Below are 16858 nucleotides of genomic sequence, written 5' to 3'. Positions count from 1 at the left end.
TTTTCAGAATAAGTTCAGCTGTCCATTAGGATTAAAGTCCTTTAGGATAAAATCAGGCATTTTCCTGCCCGCTAAGTACTTTGCTTTAGCAGCGTCAAATATCGTTTTAATTACCGTGGCAATAGGCCCTTCCCCTTTTATCCTTCTCCCCCAGTCGGTATCATTCACTTTTCCTCCATGCAGGGATTCTATTTGGTGCAGAATTTTTTCCGCTCGATCGGGAAAAGTCTCCTTAGCCCAAGCAGAAAAAACCTCTTTTACAGTTCCATTTAATCTCACCACCGTATATCCGGCGGTAAGCGCACCAGCATCGGCGGAAAAGCGGATTATTTCAGCGATATCAGCCGTATTCAGGGCAGGAATGATCGGAGCGACCATTATTCCACAGGGAATTCCCGCATTGGTAAACTGCCGTATAAGCTCTATTTTCTTATTAGCAGAGGCCGTACGTGGCTCCAGCACGGATTTTAACTTAGGGTCAAGATGATTGATCGAAAAATAAACATGAACCAAGCCATGAACGGCCAGTTCCTGCAGGAGATCTTGGTCCCTGGCGATTAGCGTGTTTTTGGTAATCACACTCACGGGGTGTTTCACCTTAAGACAAAGCTCCAGAATTCCACGGGTAAGCTTGAATTTGCGCTCTGCAGGCTGGTAGCAATCGGTATTTCCAGAAAGCATAATGGCCTGCGGAATATAACCACGCTTATCAAATTGGCTTTTGAGACTCTCCACAATATTATGTTTTACCACAATATTGGTCTCGAAGCCTAGGCCTGCATCAAAACCCCAATATTCATGGCTATTTCTCGCATAACAATAAATACATCCATGCTCACAGCCCATATAGGGATTTACAGAATAGTTGAGTGGTAAGTCGGGGCTATTATTTTTGCTAAGGGCATTTTTGGAGGTTTCTTTATAAAACTTGGTGACAGGTCTATCCAGGTGCTTCTCCTCATCAATTCCTTCCATAAATACCAAATGCTCCCGACGCTGAAGGTGGGGATTATCCGGACTTATCCTTGAACCTCTTCCCTTAAAAACATCCTCTTTCATGCTGATGAAGGTAATGGTTATTCTTTTAGACTCTTACTTTTTGTCATGAATTGTCACAAAACCTCTACCAAAGTAATTAGCTCAACCATAAATCCTTAAAATATGGAAAAAACCACTAAGTCGAAAACCCACTTCACGCCATGGTAATCTATCCATTCACAATTGAGGAATGAAGTATTTTTGGTCATTGGTATGAGCCACCTATTCGCCTAAAAACCTCCCCAAAATTCTAACTTTTTGTTATCGCAGTCTTCTCTTTGAGTGGCTATGATCTTAGGGTTTAAATCCTCAAAACCGATAAATTTCACCCTTTTAGGCCAATAATTACACTTAAACACAAACTGTAGATAAGTTATGTAAAACACTAGTAATCAGTTACTTATAAGACCGTTGATGATTATTCTGTTAGTTACAAATGATTATAAAAGCTGGGGGGAAATTTCTTAGGGTGAATGCCGTTTTGATGCTTTTGAAGTATTGGGCAAATTGGAATTTAAGGATATAGGAATAACATATTTGGATAAAAAAGCCAGTGGGTTTGAGATGGCTTCTAGTCTTCTCATATATTTCCATCCGGGAATCCTTGGGGATTAGGCTAAAAGGAAGCGAAGAAAGAATTAGATCTGCTTTTTCTTCGGGCAGATACTTGTCCATATTGCCTGCTGAATCGCAGATAATCTCCACATTTTTTTGTGGGAATTGCTTGCGAAGGTTATTGCAAAACGGTTCACTGATCTCGAAAACGAGTAATTTGGCATCAGCATCCATTCTTTCGATGATTCCTCTGGTGATGCTGCCATCTCCACCACCCAATTCTACAATCACCTTTACCCCTTTGAATTGGGCAAAGCTGAGCATTTTATTCACTAAAAACTTGGAACTAAAAGTAACCGCCCCTGTTGTTTTAATGTTCGAAAAGAGTTCTTTTATTAAAAAGCTTTTGTTCATTTTTTGGTTTTAATAGTAATAGCAATTTCTAAAATTAGACAAATCTTTTCAATCTTAAAACCAATTCTTGAGGATTAAATGGCTTTGACACAAAATCTACCGCTCCAAGCTGGAAGGCTTCGATCACAGTCTTTTCTTCTTCACCAAGCTCAGACAATACGATCACCGGTGTATCGGGATAGTTTTGCTTCGTATAATGGACGATCTCAATCCCTGACTTATAAGGCATTACAATATCGGAAATAATGATATCCGGCTTTAGTTCATCAATTTTCTCAATCCCTTCTTTTCCGTCCTTAGCGATATGAACCTCATACCCCTCTTTTTTTAGCTTAAACTCTACCATTTTGAGGATCAATACATCATCCTCGATCAAAAGTAATTTCTTCATAGTTGGTATATTTCTACTATAGTCAATCCTGAAAGTAACCTTTCATGTACATAAAATTAGAATTTATTATCTATAAAATGGCCATTTTATATCGTCAAAATGAAAATAATATTTGATTCCCACCCACAATTCTACGCGTAAAGCCCTCATTAGTAGATCTCTATTTCATCAATCATGGTCATGGGCATTTTATTCCTTCTTTTTCGCCATTTTGGAAGGCTTTTGAGGGATGAAACTTCTACCCTGTATTTACTGAACTTCCTTTTTCCAGAGGACATTAGAGAAATAGTCCGTCGATCGACCAGCCAATTTTCCTCCAAGTCCCCTACCTTGACCTCGGCCAAAAGCTTCCAGTGATTTTTATAATAGCCAAATAATTTCACTTTCTCAGGTAGGAAAATCCAATGGCGCTGATCTTCCAGAAAATTCAAAACCACCCTACTGAGTGGCTTGGTATCTGAAAGTGTAAATTCTATGACAGGAGAATCGCCATACCATCCCGTCCAATTATAGGAGAAATCACTGCTGCCACGCAAGCCATCCTGAAGGCCATAGGTTTTCTTGAAATTATATTCCGTTGAAGGCTGAGATATGAATTTATAATCGGCTGACTCTCCCCTATGGCTCACAGTAGCAAAGGTCTGATAGCCCAACCAATCCTGATAATACTGCTGCGGACCAGGGCCGGCTTCACTTAACTCATAGGCTCCTAAATGCTCCGCTTGGTCAGCAAAGGCCTTTACCCTAGCATTGAGTCCCTCCTTCAGCGAATAGCCTGTGGCGGAAGGTACATACATTCCATGCTGATCCTTTCCATAATATTTGGCTTGCTCAAAATAGGTATATTCCAAATCCATCCGCACAGCGGCAATTCTTTTGGCGAAATGCGCTTCCCCACGGACTGCTTTTTCGGCCTTTGTTACGACCTGGTCAAGTTGATCCATTATCTCAGGTGATAAATAGCTGAAAATGGCCTGCACAGGCCCACCATATATCCCCAATCGCTTCGATGATTTCTTCTGCGCATCGGCAAGCGTAAGCAAGTACTCCTCCATATAGGGAGCCGCCTTACCATAATATTCTTCGAGAAACTCCCTCGTCAATACACTTGCATCCAAGTCAGGATCTCTCATCAGTTGGACCAATAAATATTGCCGTAAGGCATATAAACTTCCAGGAATATCTGCATAACCTTGCATAAAAAGCCCCTCAAAACCCATTTCATGGTAAAACTTAATATTCTCCGTCATGGACTCGAAATTAGGAAATGGGGAGAAATAATGGGTAAACTGTACTGTATAGTCCCATACAAACAGCCTTTCCTGTACTTTTTTCCAATCCAGGACCTCCTTTTTAAAGTACTGATTTCTGGCTCCCTCTTTGATTCCAGCGCCTCTATCCATACTAATCGGACAGAGCATAGTAATGACATTTTTCGCTGGCCGGATCTGCGTAGGCGCCTTGGATGAATACAAATATGCCAAGGTGACAAAATCCTGGTCGGGATAAGTCTGTGCCAGTTGGTTGACGAAAAAATACAAACTCCCCTGGGGGCCACCATTAGCGGCATTGACGTCCGCACATCGATCACATTCGCAGTAGATAAGGTCATCCATTTGGGAAATGGAATAGTACTTTGCCTCAGGATTTTTGGCTAAGATTTCCTTCAAATTCTGTATCGCAATATTCCTCACCTCAGGATGAGTAAGGCATAAAGCTTCGGCATGTCGCTCGCCCTCATACCAAGCGAAATATTCAGAGTGGCTATCGAAATAGGCCTTAGGAGAAACCAGCTGGTCAAAAGAATGTCCCCAGACCCCAAAATCATCCAAATACCAGTCTATACCGTACCAGGCTCGAAATGCCGGCTCGTACGCATCTGGATAGAGCAAGGAGGTAAAGGCAAAGGGCCGTGTATAGGTATATTCATACTGTTGAGGGAATTTTTGCGCAGATTCTTCGGCGATAGAATACAGCTCAGGCCCTAACAATTTCAGCCCCATCAGCTCCAGGAGATGCACCATGGCCTGCTGCATACTAGCTGAGGAGGACGAATATAAAGAAATATCAGACCGGTCTATCCGCAGCCTATATTGGGATTCAGACCAGCTGCTATCAGATTTAAGTCGAATGGTAAGCCCCTCCAGCGGGGAAGAATCCTCTTTTACGCCTTGGAATAATACCTCCAACTGCTTTTCCAAAAAAGGGATATTAGCATCTAATTCCTGATTTCCACTGGCTATTATTAGCGGATGATTCATAGGCTGAGAAAAAGCGGGCTGTGCAGAAGCTATAAATAAGCTGAGACAACTTATATACAGAAATACGTCGATGTATATTTTCAATTCCTTTGAGATTATAGCTTCATAACGTCATGTTTAGAACCTGTATTGCAGCAGAAGGTAGCTCTCATATTCATTTTGAAAATTATCTTCTATATATTCCTGGTTATTGTACATGAATTGTAAGCCTATCTGATAGTGATCTCCTAATAGTCTATAATAGCCGATCCCTGCTCGGTAAGAATCCAGGGCAATTCTATATTCAAGCTGATTGGCCACGGTCCGCTCATCCGGGGAGGTGCCATATCCGCCAAACAAGGTAAAATAATCAAAGCGAGTATCCCAATAATACCTCCAAGTCGCTGTAAATGCGGGATAGAGGTTATCATTTTGGAAGTTCAGAGAAGACCTAAGGTTCAGCCATGAATTGCCGACATACTTCCCTACCCCGGCAATGCCAGAGAATATGGTGGAAGCGGTGGAGTTTGAGCCTACCCCGGTGAGTCGTCCGCCAAGTTCGGATTCCCAGCCTTTATCATAATTATGAAACCAGGAATAAGCAATCCTATAATTGGGAAATACATCATCTGCGCTCAAAGCAAGGTCTGCATAGGAATAATTATTGTCATTCATGATAATATAAGACTCGATCTCATATTGCCAACCTGATAGCAAGACTTCCCCATCAGACATACGCTGGGCCCAGCTGAGCCTACCGATAAGCGATCCCCATTTCCGTTCTCTGATATATTGCAGTCCTGCGAGATGCCAAGGCCCCACACCATCTCTATCAAAGGCCGTGAGGCTATATTGCAAACCTATACGGTCACTGGTCAGCCTTCCTTGCAGGAAATTAATGCGTTGTCTAAAACTCGAATGATCCGGAAAAAGAGGCTGGACGGTTTCCAGAAAAGCCACTTCTTCCTCCAACTCTCCTTCTTGCTGATACACCAAAGCCCTTTTATTATAAAACCATATTTGGTCGGGGAATAGTGCGATGCCCTGATCGGTAAGTTTTCCAGCTTCTTCCCACTGTTCTTCCTGGACTTCCAGATTGGTCCAATAGATATATGCATCCTCATAATCGGGAATTTCCTTAATGACTTTATTATAGCAGTACCTAGCACTGTCGGCTTGATTTCTGGAGGCATATACCCTGCCCAGGATCAGGTAATAATCGAGATAGTCGGGTGCAATAGCCAAAGCCAGTTTGGCTTGTTTTTCTGCTAAGGAATAGTTTTCCTGCTGAATGCTCGCAAATGCCTCATGCAATAAACTATCGGTATTGACATTGGCTGAGCTTTGTGCAAACAAGGGTGAAACTCCAGCCAGAAAGAGGCCGACTAAACAAAAGATCGCTTTGTGCTTCATATTATTTTTCATCTTCTTTTTTGGCGAAGCCCTGACGCTGCATGACTCCCCATTTTTGTTCTGTCGCTCTTATAAACTGGATATAGCCCTTAATTGCCGCATACACCGTAAATGGATGATACATAATCGGCTCCACCGCAGCATGCAATACCAAAGAGAATACATCCTTACTATTCTTATAATGTCCGTAAAGTAACTCGTCCCATAACACTGAAATAAGGGTAATTATGAAATAAAAGAGGTACACGAATAAGGAGACGATCAAAAGAAACTCCCAGTTAAAATCCAACCAAATGGCACTCATGATGAGTACAATGATGCCAATAACTTCTAATATCGGCACCAGAAACTCAAACAGAAAGAAATACGGCAAGGTGATAAAGGCAGTGACACCATATTTTGGTCTAAAAAACATCGTTCGATGCAGGTATAGGGTCTGCACTAAGCCCCTCGCCCAGCGGGTTCGCTGTCTTATTAGAATCTTCAAATTTGGTGGCACCTCGGTCCAGCAGAGGGATTCAGGGATATAGATAATCTTAAATTTCTCCTTCCGCTCATGCATAAATTTCCTCATGCGCGTGATGAGCTCCATATCCTCCCCAAGGGACTTATGCCAATAGCCACCTGCCTTGACTGCTATCTCCTTGTCAAAAAGGCCTAAGCCACCCGACACCAATAATAGGCCGTTCAGCTGGCTCCAAGCCATTCTTCCAAATAAAAATGCTCGGATATATTCCAGTTCCTGGAAGGCAGCAGGGCGTTTTTTGGGAAAATGCACTTCTTCCATAAAGCCATCTTCCACCACACAACTATTGGAGGCGCGTATGGCAGCTCCACTCGCTATCACCCTAACGGTGCTCTCCATAAATGGCCTGGCAAGCTTGATGATGGTGTCACGGCGGAGGATACAATCCACATCTGTGCATAAAAACAAGGGATATTTCGCCGAATTAATCCCCGCATTGGAGGCATCAGCCTTACTTTTTCCATTTTCCTTATCCACCACCAGCAATTTAGAATATACCGGATTGGAGGATTTATAATGTCCACGGATCCTCTTGGTCGCGATTTTAGCGTCGTACATAAAATCTACCTTGACCAACTCAAATTCCCTAATCAGCTTCTCCAAGGTATCATCAGTACTGCCATCATTTATGATGACCACCTCAAATTTCGGGTAGTTTAATGCGAGTAATGAGCGTACATTATAGACGATATTCACGCCTTCATTAAATGCTGGCGCAACGATGGACACCCCAAGGACATGATTGCTCTTGAGAATGGCGCTATCCTTTATACTGTATTTAGCATTACTATATACCTTGATCGCATAGAAAGACACCACTGCCAGAAACAGGTATAAGGTCAAATATATTATCCCATAGGAGCCTACAAATACTTCATAATACTCCATGAATTCAAGAAACCATTGTTTCATCATAAATGCGGGTCGTTTATATGCAATTTTAATTTTTGATAATATTCGTCAGCATCCTCAAATTTCTGCTCTAGAAATTCGCTATCCACTTGTTTCATCCCTTCCATAGCAGCCAGCTTAAATTCCAGCGGGGCGGTAAGGTCAAATATCACCTTATCAAAGAGCAAGAGTGAATATTCAGATCCTATTACCGTCAGCGTCTTTAGGATCTCCAGCTTATTGTCCTCCGTTTCGGTCTCAAAAGTGAGGATGATTCGTTTCTCAAAGGTATGCAGGTATTGCAGGCGAATGAGGACGATTACCTGTCCACGGATTTTTGGCTTGTTTGATTTCAATAGTTTCCTTAGGAGGCTATGCTTAGGGCTATAATTATAATAAGCCATGATCCTCAAGGTCAATATCACGAAAGAAGGATTGTCAGACTCCAGCCAGGTGTCAATATCCTGTGGCCTTGCTAGTTTCTTGGTTTTTATAATCTCTAAAATCCTTATTTCATCTAATCGTGAAAACACGCCCTTTACCTTTCCTAGCATGCTCAGTGGCTCATGATCTTCCAGGATGAGCAAAGCCATGACCGCTGCAGATCGTAAATGAGGGTTTTCTGAATCTATATAGTGCTTAATATCCCCTATGGCATCCTGATACTTCATCATGCGCAAATGGTATATTCCCTTGATTTTAATGTACCATCTTTTGGATCGCATGAGAGAATAGCTGTATTCATGCAGGTTTAGATCAATATATAAGGCTCGCACCTGATCCTTCAGCCCACCTTTCAAATTGGCCTCCAAATCCACCAAATTACTGATTACTAGTTCTTTACACCATTTATTATGAAAGGGAATTTGACTCACCAAGGTGCTGGAAAGGTTCTTCAGGTCTGCGGAACTATCAAAAAGGTAGGCTGCTAAAAAATCATCAATAACTCTTTGGGCCTTATCTTGTTTTCGTGTAGAATTGACTATTCTAATACGATTTATTCTCAATATTATTACAATAAAGACTAGGAGTACTGATAAAATTATAACTAAAATCAGGAAAAATTCCTGTATTGCCTGTTTATCGAACATGTATCATTCTATTTATGACCTAAATAAAACATTTTCATTGAATATTTCCCAGAAAGCTGCCTTACATTTTTCACCATTTATCCCTTAAATATTAAATGATATTAGGAAAAAGTTACTTTTCATATTTCTTTCATGATGGAAAGTAGCCTTGAATAATGGGTATTGGGTTTGGCAAAAAATTAAACATTATGGAGTCTCATCGTAGCTAGCCTTATCAGGAGAAAATTGAATTCCAAAGATAGTAATCGGATTATATTTACAATTTACTCTAAGGAAAATTTTATCTCTGATCGGAGAATTTAGGTAATTAACGTTCTAAAACAGCTAGACTATCCCAGAAAGAGGATGCTAAAACTTGAATTGAATAAAATGGTGGCTTTAAGAAAACACCTTCATAACCGATTTTAACCATTTGCACTAGCTAAGACCATACATTATAAAGTTTCCTAGAGGGTTTAAATTATTTTATTTAGTTTCACTACTTGGAAATGACGGTTTTACTAACTGAATTGTCATTTTCTGGCGAGGCTTTCACTATTATAAGTGGATAGTGTCTCGAAATAATCAATGATCGATGCACAAATGGCTTATTGTCTGAAGGGCAAGGCCATGGAATTATTATTAAACCCAAATGATTTTAGGACGCCTATTTTCTACTCCTATCCTTCTCAGACATTCGGAGGAATAGCCTTATTTCCGACCCGCCTTGGAAATCATTATTATAAGGGTGCAGAGCTCGTAAAATGTATGCGAAAATTAAAACAAAAGAATATATAATAACTATAATTCACCTAAAGTGTATGATTAGAAGATTAACTGCTGTATTTTGTTTATTGTCAGTCATCTCCTTGTATAGGACATCTGACAGTTATGCCCAGAGTGACCCGAGTGGTCAGCGGCGAGTAACGGATCTATATGCGATCACCAATGCCCAAATCGTCACTTCCCCGGGGAGTGATGCATTTACGGGGACCATCCTTATCAAAAATGGGCTTATATCAGCCGTTGGGAAGAATGTGACGATCCCTAAAGGCGCTCAGGTAATAAAAGGAGATTCCCTTTTCATCTATCCGGGTTTTATCGACATGGGAAGTCAGTCAGGGGTAAAAAAACCTGAGGAGGTAAAGCATCCCGAAAATCTAGACCCCTCCAACCCACCAAATGAGATCGCAGGCATCAGTCCAGAGAGTTCTGTTTTGGACTATTGGAAAGCGCATGAAGAGACGATGGAATGGAGAAAATCAGGCTTTACCATGGTGCAGCTGCTTCCACAAGGTCAGATGCTTCCAGGAAATACCGCCCTGGTCATCCTGGGAGATCAGAGCTCAAACAATATTATCCGTGAAAATACAGGGCTCTATGCCCAGTTTGAAACTCATCGCGGCCTATATCCAGGTACCACCCTGGGGATCATGGCAAAATTCAGAGAGCTCTATAAGAATGCCGAGTTGCAATCTACACATGAGTCACAATATGGATCAGATCAGGATGGAATCAGAAGACCCGAGCTGGATCACAGTCTTTCGGCTTTCTATCCTGTAATAAATAAGGAGAGCCCTATCATTTTCCGTACTGAGCAAGCGCTGGAAATAAGAAGAGCAATCAAACTTCAGGAGGAACTGGGTTTCGGACTGACCCTATTTAATGTAAAAGAAACTGCAGATCTGGATGCTATCCTAAAGGAATCTAGTGCAAACTTAATCTTATCTCTAGACCTTCCAGAAGACAAAGCCTTCAAGCAAGATATGGAAGGGGCCACAGAGGAGGCCAAAACCAGTCATAAAAGAGTGGAAGAAGCCTATAAGAAGGCGCTTTCTCAGGCTGGACAACTCGAAAAAGCGGATATTAAATTTGCCTTCACCACTTATGGAGTCAAAAAACAGGAGGTGCTGAAGAATATTCAGAAGATGATCGAAAATGGTCTGAGTACCGATGCTGCCTTGGAAGCGCTCACCAGCACTCCCGCTAGAATGTTGAATATTGACAAGTACAGTGGTAGCATTGCCTCAGGGAAAATGGCCAATTTGGTTATCTCGGATGCGCCTATATTCTCTAAAGATGCCTTCATCCACTATGTCATGGCGGATGGTTACCTGTATGAGTTCGATGCTGACAAGTCTAAGAATGGCGTAAAGGATGCGGACAAAATCGCTGGTAAGTGGAGCTATACCTCAGAAACTCCCGGTGGCGAATCACAAGGAGAAATCCGATTTGAGAAAAAGGGAGAAAACCTTACGGGCGAGATTGATGTGGATAACCCTAATGGCGGGGGCACCATCACCCGTGAATTGGAAAATATCAGCTTTGATGGCAAGAACTTAAGTTTCTCATTTTCCATTCAGGTGCAAGGAGAAGAGCTTACGGTTAATACCAAAGGCCTGGTTGAAGGAGATAAATTTGATGGAAGCATCAGCATTAGGGATATGGGAACTTATTCTCTAAAAGCAGAGAAAAGACCTTCCACAACGTTTTAAATAGACTTTCGAGATATGAACATATATAGATATTTAGCGGCAGCCCTATTAGGAATGGCTGCCAATGTATCCATCGCTCAGACCCCAAAGGGCAATGTCCTGATCAAAAACGCTACCGTGCTTACGGTCACGCAAGGGACACTAGAGAATACGGACGTATTGGTCCAGGATGGTACCATTAAGAAGATTGGCACTAATCTCTCCGCCGGCAAGGATATGGAGAGTATTGACGCAAGTGGCATGTTCCTGATGCCAGGAATTATCGACGCACACTCCCACTTGGCATTAGACGTGGTCAATGAGGCCACTGCACCTATCACCGCAGAGGTGAAAATGTCCGATGTGATTAACCCCTTTGATGTGGGAATCTATCGCGCCCTCGCTGGTGGCACCACGGTGGCTCACGGCCTTCATGGCTCAGCAAATGCCATCGGCGGAGAAAGTATCGTGATGAAATTCAGATATGGTACCAGTGACCCTGCGGATATTGTCATGAAGGAAGCACCAAGAACCATCAAATTTGCCTTAGGCGAAAACCCTACCCGAGTACATGGCAGAGGTAAAAACATACAGCCAAGAACCAGAATGGGCGTGGAAGCGGTGATCCGTAATGGTTTCAATGAAGCCCTACAATACCAGAAATCGTGGAAAGAATATAATGAGAATAAAGGCAAGAAAAACTCGACCCTCACTCCTCCTCAGTTTAACCTCCGACTGGAAACCCTCTCAGACATTCTTAATGGAGAACTGATCATTCACTGCCATAGCTATAGAGCAGATGAAATCTATATGCTGATCAATGTATGTAAGGATTTCGGTGTGGATAAGTTGGTATTTACCCACGTGAATGAAGGCTTTAAGGTGGCTCCAGAATTGGCGGAATACACAATGGGGGCCTCAGTTTTCAGTGATTGGTGGGCTTATAAGTTTGAAGTTTATTACTCTACCGCTTATAATGCAGCCATCCTGATGGCCAATAATGTGGTGACTTCCATCAATAGTGATTCAGACGAACTCATTCGTCACCTGTATCACGAAGCAGGAAAAACCCAGCGTTATGGAGGCCTTACCGATGATCAAGCCTTGAGCCTGATCACCATCAATCCCGCTAAGCAGTTGGGAATCGATGAATTCGTAGGATCCATCGAAGAAGGAAAGCAGGCTGACTTAGTATTATTTAATACTCACCCGCTCTCTGTATATGCCGTTCCGCAGATGACCTTTGTGGATGGAGTTAAATATTTTGATATAAAAAATGATGACGACGATCAACGCCTAAAAGTGAGCCCATCCGAATTGGTGGAGCCAGTTTACCTTCATGCAGAGCATGAAAGATGTATGCATGGCGTTGAGCTTTTCATGGAAGAAGGTCAACTTTTCAACCATGCATTTTAAGTTATATCGTATTGGTTATCAATAAACTATATGAAGTATGAAAAAATTTAATTTAAGTATTTATATACTCTTAGCATTCCTCATTCCATCCTTGTCCTTTGGGCAGATCGAGGGTGAAGTGCTAAAACCTTATACCGGAAAATTTCTCCTTAAAGGTGGGACTTTGGTTACTGTGACCAAGGGAAACCTTCCCGATACTGATCTATTGGTGCAGGATGGTAAAATCCTGGAAATTGGTGCGGATATCGATGCTTACGATGCAGAAGTGATTGACTGTACAGGAAAATTTGTTTATCCCGGAATGATAGACTCTGGAACTCGCTTAGGCTTGGTGGAAGTGGGCTCACTTGCCGAAACACAGGACTATGCCGAAATCGGTAATGTCACTCCTAATATGCAGGCGCTTACTGCGATCAACCCTAACTCTGTGGCAATACCTGTTACTCGGGTAAGTGGGGTCACGACCGTATTGTCTGTTCCTTCTGGAGGGCTCTTCCCAGGTACCGCCGCATTAATCAACCTTAATGGATATACCCCTGACCAAATGTACGCAGGCTTCAAGGGCATTCCTCTAAACTTCCCTTCCTCAGCAAGAAGAGGTCGGTGGGATAGAAGATCCGACGAAGAAGTGGCCAAAGATGCCAAGGAAGCTCTAAAAAATATCAACGACCTGTGGGACAAGGCTATCCAATATGCTAAGCTAGATGCAGAAGGTGCTGAGCTGGATTATTACCCAGAAATGGAGCAATTGGCAAAAGCCACCACTGGAGAATTCACCCTATTGGTAGAAGTAAATAAGGCCGAAGACATCGTCAATACGATCAAATGGCTTAAAGATAAAAATATCACGAATGCCGCATTGACTGGTGTGGCCGAAGGGTATCGAGTGGCCGATAAGATCGCTGCCGCCAATCTACCAGTGATCACTGGCCCAGTATTGGCCATCCCCTCCAGAGATTCTGATCGATATGATGCGGCCTATTCTAATGCTGGCAAATTACATCAGGCAGGTGTTTTGGTAGCAATAAGAACCTCCGATGCAGAAAATGTAAGAAACTTACCTTTCAACGCGGGATTTGCGGCAGCTTATGGCTTAGGAAAAGAGGAGGCTTTGAAAGCTGTCACAATTAACCCTGCTAAAATCTTTGGTCTTGAGGATCAATTAGGTTCGTTGGAAACTGGCAAAAGTGCTACACTCTTCATCACAGATGGCGATCCCTTTGAAACTAAAACACAAATCAATCATGTATTCATTGATGGATATAGAATCCCAATGACCAGCAGGCATATTAGACTGTATCAGGAATTTTTGGAAAGAAGTCCGGGATTAGTAGAATAATATAATTCTCATCCTTACTTCTTAATGGTATAAAGGGGACTATCTGCAGGTTTAATACCTCAGGTAGTTCCCTTTAATTTTGTTCCTAATTCAAGCGAAAATGTTTTCTTAACCTTCCCATCGCGCATCCTATCCGCTTTAATTATTATAAAATAATTTAGATTTAAAACCTCAATTAGCAGTGACGGTTCGTGCAGGACAAAGAGAGCTGATTTATTATTGAGAATATCCTTAAATCACTGAATTACAGATAATTATATATTAAACAGTAAAGCTATTTAGATACGAAATAAAGGTAGGAATCCCCTTACCATATAAGAATATAGGCAGCGTTACCGCTGATTTGGCTTGGAATGAGGAAGAGCTGAATGAGGGATTTAGGATATAGATGAATGCTAATTTGATCCCTGAAAATGGGGATTTTTGAACTTCCCTGCTAATTATTGGTTCAAATAGATGGCGGATAGCCGAGTGTATGTTAACTTAGATTAGAATAATCAATTGTAGATAGAAATGAAAATTAATAAGATATATTATGTAGCAGCCCTTTTGCTGAGCACCTGGGCATGTCAGGAACCTGTGGAGTCCACCAATGAGAGGGCCGCACTCATAGATGCTGTAAAGGAAGAATATGCTCCTGATAAGCGTGTTGCGTTATTTGATGTGGAAGCCTCTCAGGACACGCTAAGCGGGGAGACCAACTTACCGCAGGCGTTGTCAGCGTTGAAGGCTAAAATGGATGAGAAAGGCCTTAACTATGTGGATAATGTTGCGCTATTGCCTGCGGCAGATTTGGATGGAAATACCAAGGGCGTAGTTACTATTTCGGTGGCCAATATAAGATCTGCGCCTAAGCATTCGGCCGAACTGGCGACTCAAGCTACAATGGGAATGCCCGTAAATGTCCTTAAAAAAGAGGGAAGCTGGTACCTGGTGCAGACTCCAGACGACTATATCAGTTGGGTGGATGCCGCAGGTATCGCAGTGATGGATGAGCAGGGATTTAATGCGTGGACGCAGGAAGAAAAAGTAATTTATACCGGCCTCTTGGGCTATGTATATGAGGATGAGAATGAATCGATGATGGTCAGTGATCTTACCGCCGGGAATGTCCTGGCCCTGAAAGGTGAATCGAAATCAAGGTACAAAATTGCCCTTCCTGATGGACGAGAGGGATATATAAATAAGTCGGAGGCCGAGCCTTTTGAAGCTTGGCTGGCAGAGCGAAGCCTTAGTGATCAAAATCTTATTAATACCGCCAAAAGCATGATGGGCATCCCCTATCTCTGGGGCGGTACTTCCATCAAAGGGGTGGACTGCAGCGGCTTTACTAAAACCATCTACTATCTCAATGGCCAAGTGATCCCTCGCGATGCCTCGCAGCAGATCAATGAAGGTGATTTGGTGGATAGCGAAAAGAATTGGGATAAGCTGGAAGTCGGCGACTTGCTGTTTTTTGGTAAACCCGCAACTGATTCTACCTCGGAAAGGGTAATACATGTGGGCATGTGGATAGGCAATGGTTCTTTCATCCACTCCAGAGGTAGAGTGAGAGTCAGCAGTTTTGATCCTAATAGTGCCAATTTTGATGAATATGAATTAGGAAGATACTTGAGAACCAAGAGAATACGACAGGTGCCCAGCGAAAGAATTATCTCAGTAGATAAAATTATTAATTAATGTGGATAACAATTAATATCGAATAGCGTTTAATGATTATTAGTCTATACACAGAATTAGTTGCTTATTGGTTTCTGGAATCCTCCAGAACGATTAAAGCCCCTCGGTTTACCTGAGGGGCTTTTTTAATGGTATAGGATTTTTTTTCCAGCTATTCAGAATGTGGATAAGTTTTGACTATTCCTCTGAAGTATTGTACTTGGCTTTTTTACTACCTTGATATAATTCATATTTCAGCAATCTACATTCGATCGTACCGTTATAGAATTCAATTTTTCGCTTAGGTTTTAGCCCCACTCTTTTACCCAAAGCGGGGTTTCCGGTGAATATATAACCATTATACCCTGAGCAACTTTGCTTCATAAAATCACCAATCCTCTTATAAGTTTCAGCCAATTCCTCCTCCTCTCCAAGTCTTTCCCCATATTCAGGGTTAAAAATCACCACTCCTTGGTCAGTTTCGGGTACGGTGGTTTCCGCAAAATCCACAACTTCAAATTTTATATGATCAATCACCCCTGCCAATTTTGCATTTTCTTCAGCAGCAAAAATCGCTCGCTCACTGATATCCGAAGCGACAATCTGGGCGGAGATATTGTCATTAATTTTATTAACCATCTGCTCCTTAAGAAGCTTATAGATGCTATCATTATAGCCCTTGATATGCATGAAGGAATAGTTATCCCTAAATAAGCCTGGGTAGCGATTGGAAGCTATTAATGCCGCCTCAATCGCTAATGTACCCGCTCCGCACATGGGATTGATGAATGGTGTATTGGGATCCCATTCGGTGGCCAAAATTGTGGTTGCCGCAAGGTTTTCGACCATTGGTGCTTTCCACGGCATCTTTCGATAGCCTCTTTTGGATAGCGTTTCACCAGAAGTATTGATAAATAAGGTCGCTTGTGTTTCTCGCCAGTACAACTGGAATACTGCACCATGGAAGTCAGATCCAGAGTCCGGTCGGCGACCTGTCATCTCCCTAAATCGATCAACAATGGCATCCTTGGCCTTTACATTGACGAATAAAGGATTATTTATGCTTTCATGATCCACATTGGAGACGATAGAAAAGTAACTGTCATTCTCAATATAATCTTCCCATGGGAAGGCCTTGATACGTCTATAGATATCCCGGGCATGATGGAGATAAAAAGATTTCAATTCAAATAAAACATGACTTGCCACCCGCAAGTGCATATTCAAAAATATACAATCTTCTAAAGAAGCTTCTATTGCAATATTAGTACGGTTTATCTCCAGCGGTTTGAATCCAAGATTTACCAATTCATCCTCCAGGTAGGAACCGAATCTGTCTTTACAGGTAACTAATACCCTTCCTTTTTTACCAAAATTAATCATAATGCAAAAGTACTTTATTTAATGGATTATTTGGCTAAGCAACATGGGC

At 42.0% G+C, this 16858-nt stretch carries 12 protein-coding genes; 4 read left to right on the top strand and 8 right to left on the bottom strand.

Features of this window, described 5'->3' with window-relative positions; genetic code table 11:
- Positions 1-3: 3 nt before the first annotated feature.
- The 7 genes from B050_RS0110985 to B050_RS0110955 all read right to left on the bottom strand — a co-directional run bounded on the left by B050_RS0110985 (position 4) and on the right by B050_RS0110955 (position 8475).
- Entirely contained in the window at positions 4-1059 is a 1056-nt protein-coding gene (locus B050_RS0110985; RefSeq protein ID WP_018473963.1) for a PA0069 family radical SAM protein, read from the bottom strand.
- A 405-nt stretch (positions 1060-1464) separates the two neighbouring features.
- Complete coding sequence (locus tag B050_RS0110980; RefSeq protein WP_018473962.1) at positions 1465-2007, bottom strand: class I SAM-dependent methyltransferase; 543 nt, start codon at positions 2005-2007, stop codon at positions 1465-1467.
- Between the two features lie 34 nt (positions 2008-2041).
- Positions 2042-2398, bottom strand: a complete 357-nt coding sequence (locus B050_RS0110975) for a response regulator transcription factor (protein ID WP_018473961.1) — start codon at positions 2396-2398, stop codon at positions 2042-2044.
- Positions 2399-2547: 149 nt separating this feature from the next.
- Complete coding sequence (locus tag B050_RS0110970; RefSeq protein ID WP_157492735.1) at positions 2548-4743, bottom strand: DUF4838 domain-containing protein; 2196 nt, start codon at positions 4741-4743, stop codon at positions 2548-2550.
- 33 nt (positions 4744-4776) lie between these two features.
- The gene (locus tag B050_RS0110965) at positions 4777-6051 is read right to left on the bottom strand and encodes a YaiO family outer membrane beta-barrel protein (protein ID WP_044202380.1); all 1275 of its coding nucleotides are present in this window, start codon (positions 6049-6051) and stop codon (positions 4777-4779) included.
- 1 nt (position 6052) lies between these two features.
- Positions 6053-7492, bottom strand: a complete 1440-nt coding sequence (locus tag B050_RS0110960; RefSeq protein WP_018473958.1) for a glycosyltransferase — start codon at positions 7490-7492, stop codon at positions 6053-6055.
- Complete coding sequence (locus tag B050_RS0110955; RefSeq protein ID WP_157492734.1) at positions 7489-8475, bottom strand: HEAT repeat domain-containing protein; 987 nt, start codon at positions 8473-8475, stop codon at positions 7489-7491. Before B050_RS0110955 ends, B050_RS0110960 begins: the two co-directional genes overlap by 4 nt.
- A gap of 884 nt (positions 8476-9359) precedes the next feature.
- On the opposite strand from B050_RS0110955, the gene B050_RS0110945 reads away from it, so the two are divergent.
- The 4 genes from B050_RS0110945 to B050_RS0110930 all read left to right on the top strand — a co-directional run bounded on the left by B050_RS0110945 (position 9360) and on the right by B050_RS0110930 (position 15447).
- A complete protein-coding gene (locus B050_RS0110945) occupies positions 9360-11033 on the top strand; it encodes an amidohydrolase family protein (protein WP_044202317.1) in 1674 nt (557 codons plus the stop codon).
- A 15-nt stretch (positions 11034-11048) separates the two neighbouring features.
- Positions 11049-12428, top strand: coding sequence for an amidohydrolase family protein (locus B050_RS0110940; protein WP_026235807.1), 1380 nt, complete (start codon positions 11049-11051; stop codon positions 12426-12428).
- 37 nt (positions 12429-12465) lie between these two features.
- Positions 12466-13767, top strand: coding sequence for an amidohydrolase family protein (locus tag B050_RS0110935; RefSeq protein ID WP_018473953.1), 1302 nt, complete (start codon positions 12466-12468; stop codon positions 13765-13767).
- 513 nt (positions 13768-14280) lie between these two features.
- Positions 14281-15447 carry a C40 family peptidase gene (locus B050_RS0110930; RefSeq protein WP_018473952.1) on the top strand — a complete coding sequence of 389 codons (1167 nt, stop codon included), beginning with the start codon at positions 14281-14283 and terminating at the stop codon, positions 15445-15447.
- 177 nt (positions 15448-15624) lie between these two features.
- Here B050_RS0110930 and B050_RS0110925 read toward each other — a convergent pair whose 3' ends face one another.
- Positions 15625-16809: a THUMP domain-containing class I SAM-dependent RNA methyltransferase gene (locus tag B050_RS0110925; protein WP_018473951.1), complete on the bottom strand. Its 1185-nt coding sequence runs from the start codon at positions 16807-16809 to the stop codon at positions 15625-15627.
- Positions 16810-16858: the final 49 nt, after the last annotated feature.

Origin of the sequence: Echinicola pacifica DSM 19836, from assembly GCF_000373245.1 — a bacterium.
Lineage (GTDB): Bacteria > Bacteroidota > Bacteroidia > Cytophagales > Cyclobacteriaceae > Echinicola > Echinicola pacifica.
Note: the sequence above shows the minus strand (reverse complement) of the source record. Positions and strands in the feature narration are given on the sequence as shown.

What these genes read in the sequence shown, in the direction of transcription:
- B050_RS0110985 (WP_018473963.1), bottom strand. Translation starts at nt 1,059, where the DNA reads ATGAAAGAGGATGTTTTTAAGGGAAGAGGTTCAAGGATAAGTCCGGAT.
- B050_RS0110980 (WP_018473962.1), bottom strand. Translation starts at nt 2,007, where the DNA reads ATGAACAAAAGCTTTTTAATAAAAGAACTCTTTTCGAACATTAAAACA.
- B050_RS0110975 (WP_018473961.1), bottom strand. Translation starts at nt 2,398, where the DNA reads ATGAAGAAATTACTTTTGATCGAGGATGATGTATTGATCCTCAAAATG.
- B050_RS0110965 (WP_044202380.1), bottom strand. Translation starts at nt 6,051, where the DNA reads ATGAAGCACAAAGCGATCTTTTGTTTAGTCGGCCTCTTTCTGGCTGGA.
- B050_RS0110960 (WP_018473958.1), bottom strand. Translation starts at nt 7,492, where the DNA reads ATGATGAAACAATGGTTTCTTGAATTCATGGAGTATTATGAAGTATTT.
- B050_RS0110945 (WP_044202317.1), top strand. Translation starts at nt 9,360, where the DNA reads ATGATTAGAAGATTAACTGCTGTATTTTGTTTATTGTCAGTCATCTCC.
- B050_RS0110940 (WP_026235807.1), top strand. Translation starts at nt 11,049, where the DNA reads ATGAACATATATAGATATTTAGCGGCAGCCCTATTAGGAATGGCTGCC.
- B050_RS0110935 (WP_018473953.1), top strand. Translation starts at nt 12,466, where the DNA reads ATGAAAAAATTTAATTTAAGTATTTATATACTCTTAGCATTCCTCATT.
- B050_RS0110930 (WP_018473952.1), top strand. Translation starts at nt 14,281, where the DNA reads ATGAAAATTAATAAGATATATTATGTAGCAGCCCTTTTGCTGAGCACC.
- B050_RS0110925 (WP_018473951.1), bottom strand. Translation starts at nt 16,809, where the DNA reads ATGATTAATTTTGGTAAAAAAGGAAGGGTATTAGTTACCTGTAAAGAC.